We start from the raw sequence: 17,498 nt of genomic DNA on the forward strand, positions 1-17,498 counted from the left end.
CCGGGCAACTACAAATTCGGTGATTTCATAAAGATCAGAGTACCGTTCAGCTTAATAGTGATGGTGGTCTCCGTCATGCTTGTCCCTTTGCTGCTGCCACTGTACAAGTAACGCCAGGTCGTCAGTGCCTGGTGCTACGTCGGACCAACGATTCCCTACGTCCGATCTCCAGGGAGCGCTGCGCGTTGACGGCAAGACAGTACGTTACCTTGCCAACACGAGCGCATCGTTCGGCTTCCAGGCAGGGCCCTGGTCGACGGCGATCTTTCTCCCGTTCAGGACGGACGAATCGCTGAGGCGTTTCCAGAACAGTTCAGACTGGACTGTCAACTCCCCACAAATAGCCCGGGAGTCAATACACTATCCAACAGCTACGGAGGGCCGAAGCACAAGCTGGGGTCAGATCTTGAATCTTGAATTATTCCATTTTCCAGATGATTCAAGATTCAAGACCTGACCCCTGATTTTGTGACCCCTGATTTCTGCTCGGTACCCAAAATCTCTTTTCTATAGATGACCACCGGGCTTGTCCAACAAACGGTTCAGATTGTGGCTCGCTACGCTCGCACAATCTAACCTTATTCGTTAGGCTGTTCTTGGTATCCAAACGACTGCCCGTTTTTGATTTCACAACTATATTTTCAACATCCCCAACCCGGCCAGATACTCATAAGTCTTGTCATAATACTCCGGCTTTCGCGTCACATCACTCTCCGACCCTTCCGGTACCAGCACCACCATGCCTTGCCGGGCTCGAGTTAAGAGGACGCGATAGGCGTTCTTGAGATATGACTTTCTCTCAACCGCCCGGATTCTGTTCCACCGCATGGCCTGCTGATTTGGAACCGCGCGAAACTCGTATGTTTCCCAGTTATTGCCCGCGTATCTGTAGTCAGCATCCCAGGCCACGCAGACCCAGTCGAGTTCAAGCCCCTGCACGTCAAATTCAGTGGCGACGTCTTCCATGAAGAAAGACGAGCGCACATCATCGCGGCCATTAAGAAACCAATGCACTGGGCTGGCTTTGGCTTTCACATCAAGCGCCAGTGGCCTAAGTCGGGCTCCTTTGGATGACGCGACTATGCCGTACCTTTCAGAACCATGCGCCTGTGCTCTCAGCCAGGCTTTTGCCTTATGGATGTCGCGTGTGAGCACTAAAGGATAATGCTCTGAAACTTCGCGCACCATATTGCGGGCAAGTTCGCCTTCCACATCGAGTAGATGCTTCACAAGCGAGGACACTTTTTCACTGCGGAATGATCGTATCGAGGTCTTCAAATGCAATTCGGGCAAACGAATCACCGCGCTGTGCTGAGCCAACGATTTCTCGGTTTTCTCTGCTCCGAATTCCGCTTCTGCGAGTTGGTCAGAGACGTAGATCTTCCAATCCGGGAAAGATCGGTTCACCGATTCGATCCATTCACCAATTCCAGCCTCGCCCGTGTTGATCTCCTGACCACCGCCGACCAAGCAGACTACTACGGCCCAATCTTGGTGACGGTTCATACAAGAGATCAAGAACTCAGGTTCGGACATACGAAAGCTCGGCTGATTCTTCTTTCGCTTCATGAAATCGATGGTCATATCCCGAGTCCAAGCCCTTTGGGCTTCATCAAATATTGCAACGTGCTCAATGGGTGGGTTGATGGGATCATGCAAACCCTCGTCGCGGAAATGGTGAATTATTTGAACGAAAGCTTTCACTTCGCTGAGGGCCTCACCCTTTCTGATCTTCGCACCCATCTCTCGAGTGCGCAGCACCTTGTCCCGGGCCAAGGCTTCCTGCAATACCGCGACCAAGGGGCCATTGCCTGAAAGGTACACGCTATAAAGCTCGTCTTCGGCATTGATATGTTTTGTTGCAATATCCAGCCCGACAAGAGTCTTGCCAGCGCCGGGCACGCCGGTCACAAAGCAGACCGCCTTTTCGCCATTATCTCTGGTGGTTCGGATGATCTCAGAAACAGATGCAGAGGTCGTGGTCAGATTGTCGCCAGCGTCGTTCTTTGTGATCTCCACTACCGAATGGCCGCGATAGAGCGCCAAAGTCGCTTCAATTATTGTTGGAGTCGGTTTGTACCGGCTCTGCTCCCACTCCAAGCAATTCAACGCCGGCCCTTTCGCTGCTGCCAGGCCCAGAGCGATGGCCTCGGAAAATGTCTTCTCGTTGGCTTTGAATGGCTTAAATAGCCTGCCTCTGGCAAGAACTGCCTCTTTAGATGTATGCGTGTCTTGTGCTTCCGTGGCGACCAATACAGGAATGATGAATTTATCGTGGCTCCCTTCGTGGAAGTTGGAAAGATCTAGGCCATAGTCTATAACCTGATCCAGGTCTTGCGCGTTAAAGACCTTCTCGCCCACTTTGAATTCAATGACAAATATCACCGGCCCGATTAGCACGATTGTATCCACACGGCGGCCCATGCGCGGGATGGAGTATTCGAAATAGATGTCTCCATCGTGGCCGGCCAGACCGAGTTTCAGGCATTGAATCTGGTCAACCCAGGCATCGCGTTGTTGGGGGGTGAGGTCAAATGAGTTTACGGTTGCCATTTGGCCGAGGATGGCCGATTGGTCAGCAGCGGCGAAGTGGGAGATCGTGGATTTGTAGAAGTAGCGGTTCATCAGATCCTCTCGCCCTCTGCAAACCGCCTTAGAACCAACTCTGTCACAACCATTTTGTCGTCGCTATGCATGAGATCGTTTTCTCTATTACTATCAACAACCTAATCGCGGTGCTGACCGGCGCCGTGCGCCGATCAGGCAAACGAAGTTTGAATGATCGGTGTGCGGTGTCCGGTCGAGTATCTGGTTCTGGCGCGTAGCGCCGGGGCCAGGTGCTCGACGCAGTCAGCACCGCGATTCATGGCGGCGCAGCCGCCATGAACAACATAGTCATCATGGTAACCGGAAACCTGATACCATCATTTCTGTTTTTTACCTTCACCTCACTCCCCATGTTTTCTAAGTTTCTTCGATCCCTTATTACGCTCTTTTTATTATTCGATCAGAGATTTCCGCATATTTTCAAAGAGACCGGTGGCTCGACTCTTGGTCATATTGCCAGACGCCTCGACTATGGGGTAAAAACCGAATCACAAGGCAGACAGGGAATGGAAGGCATTATTTTTGGGATTTTTCTCAAGCAGAGCAGGCCAGTCATATCAACTCGCTTTCTCCCGGCAATCCTTCCTGCCCGGATTATTGCTCTCGGCATGACCGAGTTGAACGGGTACAGGCAACAGAAAGATGAGCAGGAAGACAAATTTATCCATAAGCAAAATCTACCCGTTCCACCCAGCAAGTGCAACCAGTTCATCCTCAAATATCTTCAGAATTAGGTATATTTAACTAGTGTTCTCCAGGCATATTTACCGGTCGCGATGACAGGCACCCCATTGTTACACGGTCACAACTGCCCGTGAAAGTTGGATTTTTGCAAAAAAAAAAGCCCAGGAATAGCCTGGGCTTTTTTTGGATAACTTCTGGTACCGACAGGTACCAGCTTTATATATTGTAAGTGGTCGGGAAGAGAGGATTTGAACCTCCGACCCCAGCGTCCCGAACGCTGTGCTCTACCAGACTGAGCCACTTCCCGAACCATGACATCGTCAAATGCGGCTACTCATTTAGCATGGTTTTGGTCCGGTGTCCATACCTTTTCGATCAGTTTTTCGGCCGCGGGTCTTGCTGGTCCTGGAGGCGGTGCTTGTTTGCTGATCTCCGGCCTCGGTGCATGTTACGTAGCTGTGGACAACGGGGAAATATGGATATTTGCGCAGCGACAATCGGTGGGATTGGTTGTCGATAAGCTTTTTTCTCCATAGCATTATCGCCCACATGGTGGGCTCCTACAGGGGGCACGGGGGGTAATGATTGAGTTCTTTTGCTTGATGCGGGTTATTTCTTTTGCATTGAGCGGTTATCGTTTGCAGGTGGTGGTCACAGCCGGGCCACACCACCCTGCCCGCCCTGTTGCTCTGTTCAAATATTGAATCTGATATTGAGGATATCGCCGTCGACCACGATATAGTCCTTGCCCTGGACATAGAACTTGCCGGCCTTTTTCAATTCCGCCTCGCTGCCATAAGCCATCAGTTCATCATACTTCATCACTTCCGCCCGGATAAAACCCTTTTGCAGGTCGGAATGAATGGCACCGGCAGCCACCGGGGCCGATGAGTGGAGACGGACAAGCCATTGGTGGACCTCATCCTTGCCCACGGTAAAGAAAGAAATCCGGCCGAGCGCCTTGAGGCAGAGTCTGGTCAGGACTTCCAGGGCCGCTTCCTCGATACCGAGGTCACGCAGGAACTCCTGCCGTTCTTCCTCGCTGTCCAGCAGGGCTATTTCCGCCTCAACCTTGGCGGAGACCGTCATCGCCTCCATCCTCTGTGCCGCGCACAGGTCCCGGACCTGGTCGAGCAGCGAGGTGTCGCTGAGCCCGTCTTCGGACACGTTGAAGACCAGGATCAACTGCTTGCGGGTGATCAAGGGATAACTGCGGATCAACAGGTCATCTTCCTCGCTCAGGTCCATCAGGCGCAGTGGTTGTTCCTGTTCAAGATGGGTCTGCATCCGCTGCATGAGTTCCAGTTCACGACCCTGGCGTTCGTCCTTGATCTTTTTCAACGCTGTCTGCAGACGTTCAATCCGTTTTTCCAGAAAAACCTGGTCATGAAGCAGCAATTCGGAGTTGACCATGGCCACATCGCGCAGCGGGTTGACCGATCCGGCGGCATGATAGATGGCCTCGTCTTCAAAGGCACGCACCACATGGCACAGCGCATCCACATCACTGATGTCACGGAAGATATCTCCCTTGGCAATCGATTCCTGCTCCATTTTGGGCAGCAGGACCAGATCGATCCGGGCCCGGGTCTCCTTTTTCGGCTGGTACATGGTTACGAGACGATCAAAACGCTTGTCAACAATGGTTGCCACGCCAGGTACCGGCTTGGGCGGGCCGGTCAGTTCCTGCAGCTTGCTGCCGGTCAATACCTGGAAAAGGGTTTTCTTACCTGTCTGCGGTAAGCCGATGATGCCGATTTTCATAAATTCCTCTCCAGATGGTGATGGATCCGCGGACAGATCCGGTATCTTTGATGCGGGTGGTAATGTCCCATGATGCCTGACTGGTTGGCCATAATGCCGCCAAGTCCGGGCCTCTTATACCATACCGATACAAGATGTTCTGCTCTTCCTGTACCCAGCGGTGATTATTTTTTTGAACCCTTCATGTGCTCAGGTCAGGACGCCTTCAGCCTGTATCCGCTGCAGGTGGGCTCTTTTTCAACCGGGCCGGCAGAACGCGGGAAATCCTTGAGATGAGCTTGTAATTGAAGTACTCATTATTATGTAAAGCCTGGTGAGTATGATCAAGGCACCAGGTCAACCACTGCCCCATAGCCTGCCGGCGCTGTTCTCTGCCCTGGCATCAACCCTCGGATCACCATGCTCCTGCTTTCCTTTCGTGTCATCGGCCATCCCGCGGTCGCCGATTCCTCCTGGCTGGAGGTCGGCCCGAACCTCAGCATTGTCCACACCCGGCAAAGCGAGCAGGCTGAAGTGCTGCTGCGGGCCCTGCAGGCCATCAATCCCCCCTTCGACCTGCACCATCAAGACCCTTTTGCTGATTTTTCCGAGTATGCCTTGGGTTCTCACCACAAGAGAAGGATTATTCCCGCCAAAAAAACCGCGGCCCTGGCGATCTATGCCGCGTCCCCCCAGATGGTGCAGGAATTGGCGGCCCTTGATCCGGCTTTGTATGAAACAGACCGGATTGAGCTTGGCAGGCGGCGGGATTACAGCCGATGGATGAACTTTGTCGAGTTGTCCGCATCAAGCCGCTGGCAGGAAGTCGAACCGTTGATCCGTGCCTTGCTGTCCCATGTTGGCCCCGAGGCTGCCGACGCGGTGGCGCCTTTGCAGACCACCATGGAGGATCTGCAGGCCACTGATCGCATCAAGGGTGAGGTGGCAACGCAACTGCGGGAGCAACTGGAGCGTCTGGATACGTATCTGCCGGCATCCTGTCAGGTCGAAATGAACCGCTGCTGCCAGTCCATTGATCGAGCCCGTCACTTCCTCCAGGCTAAAAAAGCAGTGGCAGCCCGTTTGCCGCTTTTTCTGGCGCTTTCGGCAACAACTCTGTCTGCTGATGCGGAGACTGCAGCCGGCGGCGAACTCCTTTCCCGGCTCGTCGATCAGTTACGCTCCAGCCATGCCGACCAGGCTGCTTTCGCAGAGCGTCTCCACCTGCTCAACCAGGATCTGCACACCCTGCAGCCCGACCTGAACCTCAGATTCACGGTCCAGGGTGACCAGGTGCTGCTGAAAAACCGGCAGGATGGCACCCCTCAACCCATCTCCCGCCTGCCCCCTGTTCCCCGGCTCAATGCTCTGCTGGCAGGCCTTACCGCACTCCATGGGGCGCTGATTGGCTGCCCACCGATTGTTCTCCTCGATTTTCAGGCCCTGAATTTGCCCAGGGAAGAGCAGGTTGAGCTGCTTGAGGTACTGCGTCGATGGTCATTGCAGCTGCAGTGCATCGTCATCCCGAACGACACCTTGCTCTCCCTGTGCGCGACCGAAACCGCCCCCGCAAAACCGGTGATGATCACCCTGCCTGAACCGTGATACATCGGCTGCGGCCTGCTGATCATCGATAAAAAAACGGCCGGTCCCACCAGAAAGGGTGGACCGGCCCAAGTCTCTTTTGCCTGAATCCGTGACGGCTGGACTCTTGTTTTATATATATCTTACTGTAATCATGTTTTAATTGGAGCGGAATCCTTGGTACTAAATTTCACCAGCCGTCACGGATTCAGGTTTTGCTCTGCCTTTCCCATGCGCACGGCCAGCCGCTGTCACGGTTGACCGTGTCGGTTTCAGTTCATCCGCAGCACCTGCCTCTGAATGGTCTGCACCGCTCTGGTCAAGGCCAGATTGAATTCGTGCGGTCGGGTCAGCATGAGAAAATGGTCCGCTCCATCAATGATAATGGCATCAAACCAGAACATGTGCCGCCGGTTGGCTTCATAATCAACAGGCCAGTAATCACCGTTGACAACCATTACCGGCACGCGAATTTCCTGAAAAATCCTGGCCGCCTCACCGGTAACGTACTGGGTCATCATCTCCCGCATGGCGCTCAGAGCAACAGCGGGCGGCGCCGCTGCCATGTCGGCAAGAATCCACTCACGAATCGCCGGATTGGCGGTTGGCGACAGCATCGCCTCGACAAACTCCCTGGTTTCGCCGGGGAAATCCTGCTCCAGGGGCGCGATCATCTGTTCAAGTTCCTCTTTGGTGAGAGGGTGTTCGATATTTTCCAGGGTGTCGACACCGATAAGCCCGATGACCCGCTCCGGCATGAGCCGGGCTGCCTCGGCAATAACCGAGCCGCCCATGGAATGGCCGATCAGAATGACACGACGGGCATCAAGGGTCTCGACCACGGCTTGCACATCTTCGCCAAAGGCCTGCATGGTATACCGGGTGCGGTTCATGCCCGAATGACCGTGACCGGCAAGATCAAGGGTCACCACATGGTATCGAGCGGAGAAAGCGGGCACCTGGGATTGCCAGTACCGGGCATCACAACTCCAACCGTGGACAAACACCAGGGTTGTGCCTCCTGTCCCGTAGCTTGTAAAGGCAATCGGGGTACCGTCCTTGGAATAGGCCATTTGAGGCCAGGGAGTCTGGGCCTGGACTGAAGTCGTGACCAGCAGCAGTGCCAGGGCCAGCAATACACCAAACCAACAGGACCGTACATTCGATGACGCCGCTGTGGGCGCCAACCCGTTTCGTTTCTTTTCGATCATGATACCTCCTTTGTTCTTATGCAGTGCCCAGCCGGAAACAGCCCTTTTTCCCTCTCCTGGATCCGTAACGGCTGGATTCTTGGCAAGTGCGTGCGGGCAGTTTTGCTCTACCAGTCAAGAAAGCGTTGCAGGGCCGCGGAAAGATCGCCGATCTGCCGCGGGCAGACCGAATGATCCATGGGATAGGTCCGAAAGGCAACGGCATACCCCCGGTCTCTGAGAAATTCAGCGGCACGGATGCCAAGGACCTGGGGGACAATCGGGTCATGCAGGCCGTGTTGAATCTCGATGGGCAGGTCCTGATTGCTCTCACTGAGGGTAATGGAATCGCTGGTGGCAAAATAGGTGGACATGGCGATCAGGCCACCCAGCGGCCGGGGATGACTGAGGCTCACCTGGTAGGCCACCGCACCGCCCTGGGAAAAACCCGCCAGGATGATCCGGCGGCTATCGATACCGCGCTCCAGCTCACGGTCGACAAAGTTGTTGATGGCCTCGGCGGAAACCATCAGCTGGTCGACATCAACCCTGCGGTCGATAGCCATCTCATAGATGTCAAACCAGGCGGGCATGACAAAACCGCCATTGACGGTCACCGGTCGAGACGGGGCATGGGGGAAGATAAAGCGGATGCCCAGATCCTCGGGAAGCGCCAGTTCCGGGACAATGGGAGCGAAATCGTAGCCGTCGGCCCCCAGGCCGTGCAGCCAGATGACACTGGCATCGGGGTTGCTGCGGGTTTCCTGCTCGATGGCCGGCAATAAAGACATGGAAGCCTCCGTTAGGATACTTTTTGTTGAGGGGAGGAATCGTGTTTCGATAACAAACCGCAAATATAGCACAATCCTCGATAAATTCCCATGGATCATGGCACTGGGCCGTGGTTTTCCACAAGGAGGCCGATCACCTACCCTTGATCGGGATCGAATGTATACCCGACTCCGTACACTGAACGGATCAGATCGCGGCCGGGCGCAGCCTGTTGCATCTTACGTCGCAATTTTTTGATGTGGCTGTCGATGGTCCGATCATTGACGATCCGCTGATCCGGGTAAATACGTCCCATGAGCTGATCCCGGCTGTATATGTGTCCGGGCCGGGCCTGCAGCATAGCCAGGAGTTTGAACTCCACGGCGGTCAGATCAAGGCTGCAGCCGTCAAGGCCGGCGCGCATGGTCGATTCGTCCAGCACCAGTCCATGGCTCGGTGCAACCGTGCCGTTGGCGCGCCGGAGGACAGCCTTGACCCTGGCCACCACTTCACGGGGGCTGAAGGGTTTGCAGATATAGTCATCGGCACCCAATTCCAGACCCAGCAGCCGGTCAATCTCTTCGATACGGGCGGTGACCATGATGATCGGCACCGCCGAAAACGAACGAATCTCACGACAGATATCCATACCATCCCGACCGGGAAGCATCAGATCCAGGAGAATCAGGTCTGGTTGTTCCTGTCGCACCCGGGATACGACGCTGCTGCCATCGGCAAGCAGACGAACGGAGAAACCGGCAGCCTGGAGATAATCAGCCAGAATTGCCGCCAGCCGCTTTTCATCCTCGACAATCAATATACACTGCATGGCCTCATCCTTTTTTGGGCAGGGTTACGGTTATCCGCAGGCCACCCAACGGAGACGGTGCCGCCTCGATGGTTCCGCCGTGGGCCTCGACAATCGATTTGCACAAGGCCAGGCCAAGACCGGCTCCGCCATGGCTCCGGCTTCTCGACTCCTCGACCCGATATAAACGATCAAATAAGCGATGAAGAAATTGTTCGGGGACCCCGGGGGAGGAATCGGCTATGCACAGCAGGATGTTCTTTGTCTCCTCACGCACAACCACCTCCAGACGACCGCCGGAATCGGTGTAGCGCAAGGTATTCTGGAGCAGATTACCCAGCAGCTGATGCAACCGCTCCGCATCCGCGAACAGGACCAGAGGCCGATCCGGAATATCCATAGTCAGAGACAGCCCCTGTTCATTCCACTCTTCTCGGTAGGCGAGAACAGCCTGCTTGACCAGGGCACCGAAATCCAGAGATTCTTTATGATAGGTCAGGGCACCGATATCAGCCAGAGACAGTTCGTAGAGGTCATCGACCAGACGACTGAGGTGAAGTATCTCACTGTGGAGAACATCCATGGTCTGGGGTGTCAACCGGCGTACGCCATCCTGCACGGCTTCCACCTCACCCCGGAGGATGGCCAAGGGAGTCCGCAATTCATGGGAAATATCAGCGACCCAGCGCCGACGCAGCGCCTCATTCTGTTCCAGGGTTGTGGCCAGACTATTGAAATCCCGAGCCAATTGACCAAGTTCGTCGGACGATTCCGCCGGCACCCGGATGTCATATCGACCTGCGGCCAGTTGGGTGGTGGCGGTGGCCAGGGTTGTGATACGCCGGACCATTCTGCCGGCCAGCGGCAGGGCCAACAGAGCCGCGCCAGCTGCAATGCTCAAGGCAATAAGGACCAGATGGCGATGCTGCTCGCCGGAAAACTGGCGTATTCGCTCATCCACAAGAATACGAGGAGGAATCAAGCCAAGGTACCCGATAGGTTCCTTATCCAAGGCAAGGGTGATAAACATCGGTGACTGGGACCAGGGTGGCCTGGGCCCCTGCATCACCTCTTTCTGGACATCAAGAAGTACGACCCGCAGATCAAAAGCCTGGGCACCTCTGGGCACCGGCGGCGGCAATCGCTCCTCCTGATTGGCAAGTTTACTGCTGTTGAGCGCCGCATCATGAAATTGCCGGTACTCTTGGCGGCGGACCCGCTGAGGCCTGGTGGACGCCACCAGTTCGATCCACTGTTCCGAGGATTCCTTAAGCGCATCCCATTGTCCCTGTTCATGATACTCCTGCTCCAGAATGCGAGCCAGGGTTTCCAGTCGTTCCCTTTCGACATGGTTGACGTACCGGAACACTCCCCGTTCGAAGCTCATCCGAGTCACCACGAACATGCTGACCACCACGCAGATGGTGGCAATGAGGAAGGCCATAAAGAGGCGGTAGCGGATGCCGATTTTGATCTTTCTGTCCATTTGCGCAACTTCCTTGCCGTTTTCCTTGCCCCCCTCACCGGATAGACCTCCAGGACAGTCGCAGCCGGTGTGGTCTCGTTGCCTATCTCCTAGCACAATCTCCCCGCCGGCCTCACCCTCTTTTCGTTGCTGGTTCGTTTTTCCTCATTTCCTCCACATTTCCTGCACCTTTGTTGGCTAAAGTGGCTCATGGAGAAAACAGATATCAGTCCACTGTCAAAACAGGATGATGGCTGTCCCCAAAAAATGCAGCAGAAATCGGTCATTGCCCTGACAACCCGGGCAGGCGTTGTCTGCTGATTCCATTCGGACTGATTGACTCCTGGATACCCGAAGGGCGGCTGGTTGAAGGTATTGTTAAGGATTCCACTGCAATTATATGATGATTACAGCAAGATATGACCAAAACAATCGTCCAGCCGCCACGGGTTCAGGTAACTGATTTCACTCATCTTCCGGATCAACAGACACCAGGATGATGATCCTTTCCGGCCGGGTAAAGCGTGTTGTCGTCCCCTTTACCCACTGGGTTTTTTGATAATATGCCATATCGTTGTACAAATATACTCTCACTACCCGCGCAGGAACCGGTCTTTCCGGGTCACCGCGGGATATACCTGGCTTACTTCCTCCTGGAGGATACAACGGTCTTACAGACACCATGAAATCAGCACGAAAAAAACTTCAGCTTCGCTTTTGGGCGGTCCTGGCCGCACTCATGATCACCGCCGCGGCCGCGACCTTCTATTTCTTCTTCCGTGAGGAGAAACAACCAGCCTACATGACCGCTCCAGTGACCCGGGGTGACATCGAAATCACGGTTCTGGCCAGCGGCACGGTGGAATCAAGCAACCTGGTCAGTGTCGGCGCCCAGGTCTCGGGGCAACTGAAATCGCTGCAGGTCGAACTGGGGGACACAGTCGAAGCTGGACAGGTGGTGGCGGAAATCGACTCGCTGCCGCAACAGAACACCCTGCAGACCAGAACCGCGGCCCTGGCAGCCACCCTGGCACAGAAGCAGGCCAAGGAAGCCTCGCTCCACCTGGCTGAACTGACCTTGCAGCGCCAGGCCGAGATGCTGCGAGGCGATGCCGCCTCTCAGGATGATTTCGACAATGCCGAAGCCAACCTGAACGTGATCCGCGCTGAACTCATTGCCCTGGACGCTCAGATTGAACAGGCAAGAATCGCCGTAGATACGGCGCGCCTGGATCTTGGCTATACCATGATCACCTCACCCATCGACGGTGTGGTGGTGGCCATCGTCACCAAAGAAGGACAAACCGTCAATGCCAACCAGTTGGCCCCAACAATCATCAAGGTTGCCCGTCTGGACCAGATGACCATCAAGGTGGAAATTTCCGAGGCCGATGTCATCCGGGTTCAGCCCGGCCAGAAGGTCTACTATTCCATTCTCGGTGAACCGGAAAGCCGCTATCCCGGCCAGCTTCGTTTCATTGAACCGGCACCGGAATCCATATCCAGCGAAGGGTTGAGCGGCTCTTCCGCTGCCGCGGGAGCGGCCATCTATTACATGGGTATCCTTGATGTCCCCAATGATCAGGGCACATTGCGCATTGCCATGACCGCCCAGGTGTTCATTGTCCTGGCCGAGGCCCACGATGTTCTCACCGTGCCGGCCGCAGCCCTCGGCGACAGGGACGAGCAAGGACGCTATCTGGTCTGGGTGGAAACAGCACCAAACAGGCATGAGCAACGACCGGTGCGCATCGGCCTTAACAATAATGTCCGAGCCGAGGTTCTGGAAGGACTGGTGCAAGGAGATCGTGTCGCCATAGGCGAACAGGTCTCTGCCCAGGCTGACACATCCATGCCCCGGGGAAGACGCGGGGGAGTGAGAATACTGTGATGGATGCGCCGCTCATCGAACTCCGGGGCGTTTGTCGCGAGTATCCCGCCGGTGACGAGGTTCTCACCGTTCTCAAGGACATCAACCTGACCATAACCGCCGGCGAGATGGTGGCCATTGTCGGCACCTCCGGTTCCGGCAAGTCAACCCTGATGAATATCATCGGCTGCCTGGATCGGCCCAGCCGCGGCAGTTATCGGGTGGGTGGCGAGGAAACCGGCCAATTGGAACCGGACCAACTCGCCTACCTGCGCCGGGTTCATTTCGGTTTTATCTTCCAGCGCTATCATCTGCTCAACAGCATCAGCGCCCTGGGAAATGTTGAGATTCCGGCTATCTATGCCGGACAGAGCAGCCAGGCCCGACGTCAGCGGGCTGCTGAGCTTCTCGCCCGCCTGGGCATGGCCGACCGCCTGGATCATACCCCGGGCCAGCTTTCCGGCGGCCAGCAGCAGCGGGTTTCCATCGCCCGAGCCCTGATGAACGGCGGCGCCGTCATCCTCGCCGATGAACCCACTGGCGCCCTGGATACTGCCAGCGGTAACGAGGTGATGACCATCCTGCGTGAACTCAACCGGAACGGTCATACCGTGATCATCGTCACCCATGATCACCAGGTCGCCAGCCATGCCAACCGGATTATCGAACTCACTGACGGTGTTATCTCCGCCGATCGGAGCACTCAGCAACCCGGTGAGGCAGCCATGATCAAGCCTGACTCCACCCGGCCTTCCCATCCCTGGCGGGCCAGGTGGGACCGATTCGTTGAGGCGTTCCGGATGGCCCTGCTCGCCATGACCTCACATCGCCTGCGCACCCTGCTGACTATGCTCGGCATCATTATCGGCATTGCCTCGGTGGTCTCCGTGGTGGCCTTGGGCGAAGGGACCAGGCAGCGCATTCTCCAAGATATCAGTGCCATGGGGACCAATACCATCAATATCTACCCGGGACGTGATTTCGGTGACCTGCGCTCCGGAGCGGTGCGTACCCTGATCCCCGACGATGCCTACGCCCTGGCTCAGCAACCCTATGTGGACAGTGTTACACCAGAGGTGCGGATAGCCCAGACTCTGCGGTACGGCAATATCAGCGTCAGTGCACAGGTCAATGGCGTGGGCGAGCATTTCTTCCGGGTACGGGGTATGGAGCTGGCCATGGGACGATTGTTCGACCGGGCCAGCGTCCGCAACAGTGTGCAGGAAGTGGTCATCGATGACAATACCCACCGTTCTCTGTTCGGCGGGTCCAACGAGATCCTGGGCGAAGTGATCATACTGGGGCGAGTCCCTTTCCGGGTAATCGGAGTCACGAAAAGAAGTGAAACCCGTTTCGGTGACGGCGACACCCTCAATCTATGGATTCCCTATACCACGGCCATGAACCGGATCACCGGGCAACAGCACCTGCGGACTATCACGGTGCGGGTTGCGGATACCGTGCCCACCGCGGTTGCCGAGCAGAGTATCGTCAACCTCCTGACCCTGCGCCACGGCACCCGGGATTTCTTTGTGTCCAACATAGACGCCATCCGCCAGACCATCGAAAAAACAACCGCCACCATGACCCTGCTGATCTCCTCCATTGCTTTCATCTCTCTTTTGGTGGGGGGTATAGGGGTGATGAATATCATGCTGGTATCGGTGACCGAACGGACCCAGGAGATCGGGGTGCGCATGGCGGTGGGCGCGCGCCACAGCGACATTATGCAGCAGTTTCTTATCGAGGCAGTGCTCGTCTGCCTGTGTGGTGGTCTGCTGGGAGTCGGCCTGGCCCTGGGCGCCGGCCTGGCTCTTTCCTTTTCCGGCAGCACCTTCACCATGATCTATTCCACCACCGCCATTGTCAGCGCCTTTATCTGCGCCACCGGGATCGGGGTCCTTTTCGGTTTTCTCCCCGCCCGTAATGCCGCCCGCCTCGATCCGGTGATCGCCCTTGCACGCGAATAATACCATGCAACAGAGACAACTCCCCATACTCTGGCCACTGCTGCTGGCCTTGCTCTTCAGCGGCTGTGCAAGCCACTCAGGATCGTACCAGACCCCGAAACTGACCTTGCCCACCAGCTGGGAACAGGCAAGCGACACTGAAGTCTTGCCCGATGACGAACACTGGTGGCGAGCCTTCGCAGATCCAACCCTCAATCAGCTGGTGGATGAAGCTTTGATTCGCAACAATGACCTGGCTGCCGCGGCCCTGCTTGTCCAGCGGGCGCAACTGCGTGCAGATCAGGCGGAAAGCGATCTGCTGCCCTCGACCGCGGTGCGCGCCGGCGCAAGCCTGAGCCGCAATCTGAGCAGCAGCGACAAGGAAGAAATTCGCAATTTTTCTTCTTCAGCGACCGTGAGCTATGAACTCGATCTGTGGAAAAAACTGGCTGAGACCGCGAATGCGGCCCACTGGGAAATGCTGGCCACAGAGGAGGACCGGGCCAGCGCGGCCCTTGTTTTGACCGCAACTACTGCCACCCTGTACTGGCAGATTGCCTATTTCAATCAGCGGCTTGCCACAGCCGATGCAAGCATTGCCTATGCGGTCCAGACCCTGACCCTGGCTGAAGTGCGCACAAAAGCGGGTGCCGCCACCAGGCTTGATGTTCTCGAAGCCCAGCGTACGCTTGCCAACCAGAAGGCAGCGCGGACAACCCTGCTGCAACAGCGGATGGAGGCACGCAATGCCCTGGCAATTCTCTTTGACGGACCGCCCCGGACCCTTGCCATATCCGAACCCGAAAACCTCTCCCATGTCGCCGTACCGAAAGTGGCAGCGGGCCTGCCCGCCTCTCTGCTGGCCAGGCGTCCGGATCTGCGGGCTGCCGAGGCCCGTCTCCAGGCAGCCCTGGCCACCAGCGAGGCCACCCGGGCCTCCTGGTACCCCGCCATCAGCCTGAGCGGCAACCTGGGGGTCAGCAGCGATGCGCTCTCCCGTCTGGTGCGCAACCCAATCGGGGTTCTCGCAGCCGACCTCACATTGCCATTTATTCAATGGAGGGACATGCAGCGCAATATCAAGATTTCAGAAACCGAGTACCAGGTGGCTGTGGTCAACTTTCGCCAGACGCTCTACACCGCTCTGAGCGAAGTGGAAGACAGTCTTTCGGCTCGTCAGCACTATCTGCTGCAGGGCGAACAACTGGAACTGGTTCTGGCAACCGCTCTGCAGGTGGAGGAAATATACCGTGTCCGTTATCAGGCCGGCAATGTTGCCATCAAGGCCTGGCTGGATGCCCAGGAAAACCGGCGGCAGGCTGAAACGGCCCTGGCGGAAAATCATCTCAACCTGTTGCTGAATTACATCACCCTGTGTAAGGCGTTGGGAGGGAATCAATAGGGAAAAGGACGAAAAATTTGGACAGATTTTTTTGAAGATTTTTTTCGCGGGCATGGCCCGCTCCTACTGCGCAAACACAGTTCATCTGGCCTTTGCAGGAGCGGGCCATGCCCGCAATTGCATTGGCCCTTGTAGGAGCGGGCCATGCCCACGATTGAACTGAGATTGTACTGAGGACGGCGGTGACCCTTCGTTGTCCATCCTCGTTTTCAAGGGCCACCGATATCAAACTTTCTCTCCTCCTCGATAACCGGCCAGGCCTTGAGAACCGCAGCGATCAAGGTGGCAAGCGGAATAGCGAAAAAGACGCCCCATAACCCCCATATACCACCAAAAAACAGAATAGCGGTGATCACAGCCACCGGATGCAGATCAACAACCTCGGAAAAAAGCAGCGGAGCCAGCAGATTGCCGTCGATGAACTGAATAATGCCGTAGGCAAGGATGATGTAGCCGAACTCGGCGGTGAAGCCAAAACCGAAATAGGCCACCGCCGCCACCGGGACCGTAACCACGGCCGCCCCCACGTAGGGCACGATCACGGAAAGCCCGGTTGCCAGGGACAGGAGCATGGCGTAAGGGAGCTGAAGCGCGGTGAAAACGATAAAACTCGCTACCCAGACGATGAGGATCTCGATGAACTTGCCGCGGACATAATTACCGATGCCGGCATTGACATCTACCCAGACTGAGTTCACCAGGCTGCGATTGGGCGGCAGAAACAGCAGAAACCAGGCCACGATCCGATCTTTATCCCACAGCATGAAAAAGACCAGCAACGGGACAAGAAAGAGATACACCACAATCGTCATCAGCTGCATGGCCGAAGCCAGCGAAAAAAGCAGCAACTGCTGACCAAGGCTGGTCAGATTCTGGCGAATGGTGTTCAATAATTCATTGACCTGATCCTCGGAAAAAACCTGCGGATAGAGTTCCGGCAACTGCAGCATGACTGCCTGGGTCTTGGTGACGATCGCTGGCAGTTCCCGGGCAAACTGAGTGAGCTGACCTGCCAGCAGGGGGAGAAGCAGCAGGATCATGGCCACGAACATGGACAGAAAACAACTGAAAACAAGAATGACCGCCACTGGTCGGGGCAACCGGTATCGCACCAGAGCACGGATCCCCCCTTCAAGCAGGTAGGCGATGATGATACTGGCAATCAATGGTGCCAGCAGACGGCTGGCGAGTATGACAAAGAGCAGCCCGAAGGACAGGACCAACGCCAGAATCACAACCTGGGGATTGGAAAAGTGTCGATCAAACCAATTCCGTACATATCGAATCATACTGTTTTCCTATAGATGTTCCTGAGCGGGAAAATCGGCATAGCGAAGCAAAAAATGGAACACTTGTGTTGCCAGAGTACTACCAGAGACGCTCGCCCATCAGCAACCTTTTCAATCACGGATTGAGGAGGATGAT

At 55.9% G+C, this 17,498-nt stretch carries 12 protein-coding genes and 1 tRNA gene; 5 read left to right on the forward strand and 8 right to left on the reverse strand.

The window, feature by feature from the left end; genetic code table 11:
* Nucleotides 1-633: 633 nt before the first annotated feature.
* Entirely contained in the window at nucleotides 634-2,625 is a 1,992-nt protein-coding gene (locus tag JWG43_RS08565; protein WP_205242499.1) for a DUF2075 domain-containing protein, read from the reverse strand.
* Nucleotides 2,626-2,882: 257 nt separating this feature from the next.
* On the opposite strand from JWG43_RS08565, the gene JWG43_RS08570 reads away from it, so the two are divergent.
* Nucleotides 2,883-3,341: a hypothetical protein gene (locus tag JWG43_RS08570; RefSeq protein WP_205242500.1), complete on the forward strand. Its 459-nt coding sequence runs from the start codon at nucleotides 2,883-2,885 to the stop codon at nucleotides 3,339-3,341.
* Nucleotides 3,342-3,521: 180 nt separating this feature from the next.
* On the opposite strand, the gene JWG43_RS08575 is transcribed toward JWG43_RS08570, so the two are convergent.
* Both JWG43_RS08575 and ychF read right to left on the reverse strand, forming a co-directional pair.
* Nucleotides 3,522-3,598 (reverse strand) — tRNA-Pro (locus tag JWG43_RS08575).
* Nucleotides 3,599-3,984: 386 nt separating this feature from the next.
* Complete coding sequence (gene ychF / locus JWG43_RS08580; protein WP_205242501.1) at nucleotides 3,985-5,055, reverse strand: redox-regulated ATPase YchF; 1,071 nt, start codon at nucleotides 5,053-5,055, stop codon at nucleotides 3,985-3,987.
* A gap of 399 nt (nucleotides 5,056-5,454) precedes the next feature.
* Here ychF and JWG43_RS08585 point away from each other — a divergent pair, with 399 nt between their 5' ends.
* Nucleotides 5,455-6,639 (forward strand): hypothetical protein, encoded by a 1,185-nt coding sequence (locus tag JWG43_RS08585; protein ID WP_205242502.1) that lies wholly within the window; start codon nucleotides 5,455-5,457, stop codon nucleotides 6,637-6,639.
* Between the two features lie 251 nt (nucleotides 6,640-6,890).
* On the opposite strand, the gene JWG43_RS08590 is transcribed toward JWG43_RS08585, so the two are convergent.
* From JWG43_RS08590 to JWG43_RS08605, 4 genes are all read right to left on the reverse strand, one after another.
* On the reverse strand, nucleotides 6,891-7,829 hold the full coding sequence (locus JWG43_RS08590) for an alpha/beta fold hydrolase (RefSeq protein ID WP_205242503.1): 939 nt from the start codon (nucleotides 7,827-7,829) through the stop codon (nucleotides 6,891-6,893).
* A 107-nt stretch (nucleotides 7,830-7,936) separates the two neighbouring features.
* The gene (locus JWG43_RS08595; RefSeq protein WP_205242504.1) at nucleotides 7,937-8,599 is read right to left on the reverse strand and encodes an alpha/beta hydrolase; all 663 of its coding nucleotides are present in this window, start codon (nucleotides 8,597-8,599) and stop codon (nucleotides 7,937-7,939) included.
* Between the two features lie 137 nt (nucleotides 8,600-8,736).
* On the reverse strand, nucleotides 8,737-9,408 hold the full coding sequence (locus JWG43_RS08600; protein ID WP_205242505.1) for a response regulator: 672 nt from the start codon (nucleotides 9,406-9,408) through the stop codon (nucleotides 8,737-8,739).
* Between the two features lie 4 nt (nucleotides 9,409-9,412).
* Nucleotides 9,413-10,873 (reverse strand): ATP-binding protein, encoded by a 1,461-nt coding sequence (locus JWG43_RS08605; protein WP_205242506.1) that lies wholly within the window; start codon nucleotides 10,871-10,873, stop codon nucleotides 9,413-9,415.
* 661 nt (nucleotides 10,874-11,534) lie between these two features.
* Here JWG43_RS08605 and JWG43_RS08610 point away from each other — a divergent pair.
* Genes JWG43_RS08610 through JWG43_RS08620 form a run of 3 tightly spaced genes read left to right on the forward strand, consistent with a single transcriptional unit; the run spans nucleotide 11,535 to nucleotide 16,073 of the window.
* Nucleotides 11,535-12,743, forward strand: a complete 1,209-nt coding sequence (locus JWG43_RS08610; protein WP_205242507.1) for an efflux RND transporter periplasmic adaptor subunit — start codon at nucleotides 11,535-11,537, stop codon at nucleotides 12,741-12,743.
* Nucleotides 12,743-14,692 (forward strand): MacB family efflux pump subunit, encoded by a 1,950-nt coding sequence (locus JWG43_RS08615; protein WP_205242508.1) that lies wholly within the window; start codon nucleotides 12,743-12,745, stop codon nucleotides 14,690-14,692. The genes JWG43_RS08610 and JWG43_RS08615 overlap by 1 nt, the downstream gene beginning before the upstream one ends.
* A gap of 4 nt (nucleotides 14,693-14,696) precedes the next feature.
* Nucleotides 14,697-16,073 carry an efflux transporter outer membrane subunit gene (locus JWG43_RS08620; protein WP_205242509.1) on the forward strand — a complete coding sequence of 459 codons (1,377 nt, stop codon included), beginning with the start codon at nucleotides 14,697-14,699 and terminating at the stop codon, nucleotides 16,071-16,073.
* A gap of 209 nt (nucleotides 16,074-16,282) precedes the next feature.
* On the opposite strand, the gene JWG43_RS08625 is transcribed toward JWG43_RS08620, so the two are convergent.
* Nucleotides 16,283-17,362 carry an AI-2E family transporter gene (locus JWG43_RS08625; protein WP_205242510.1) on the reverse strand — a complete coding sequence of 360 codons (1,080 nt, stop codon included), beginning with the start codon at nucleotides 17,360-17,362 and terminating at the stop codon, nucleotides 16,283-16,285.
* Nucleotides 17,363-17,498 lie beyond the last annotated feature (136 nt).

This window comes from Desulfobulbus alkaliphilus (assembly GCF_016918545.1).
GTDB classification, from domain to species: domain Bacteria; phylum Desulfobacterota; class Desulfobulbia; order Desulfobulbales; family Desulfobulbaceae; genus Desulfobulbus; species Desulfobulbus alkaliphilus.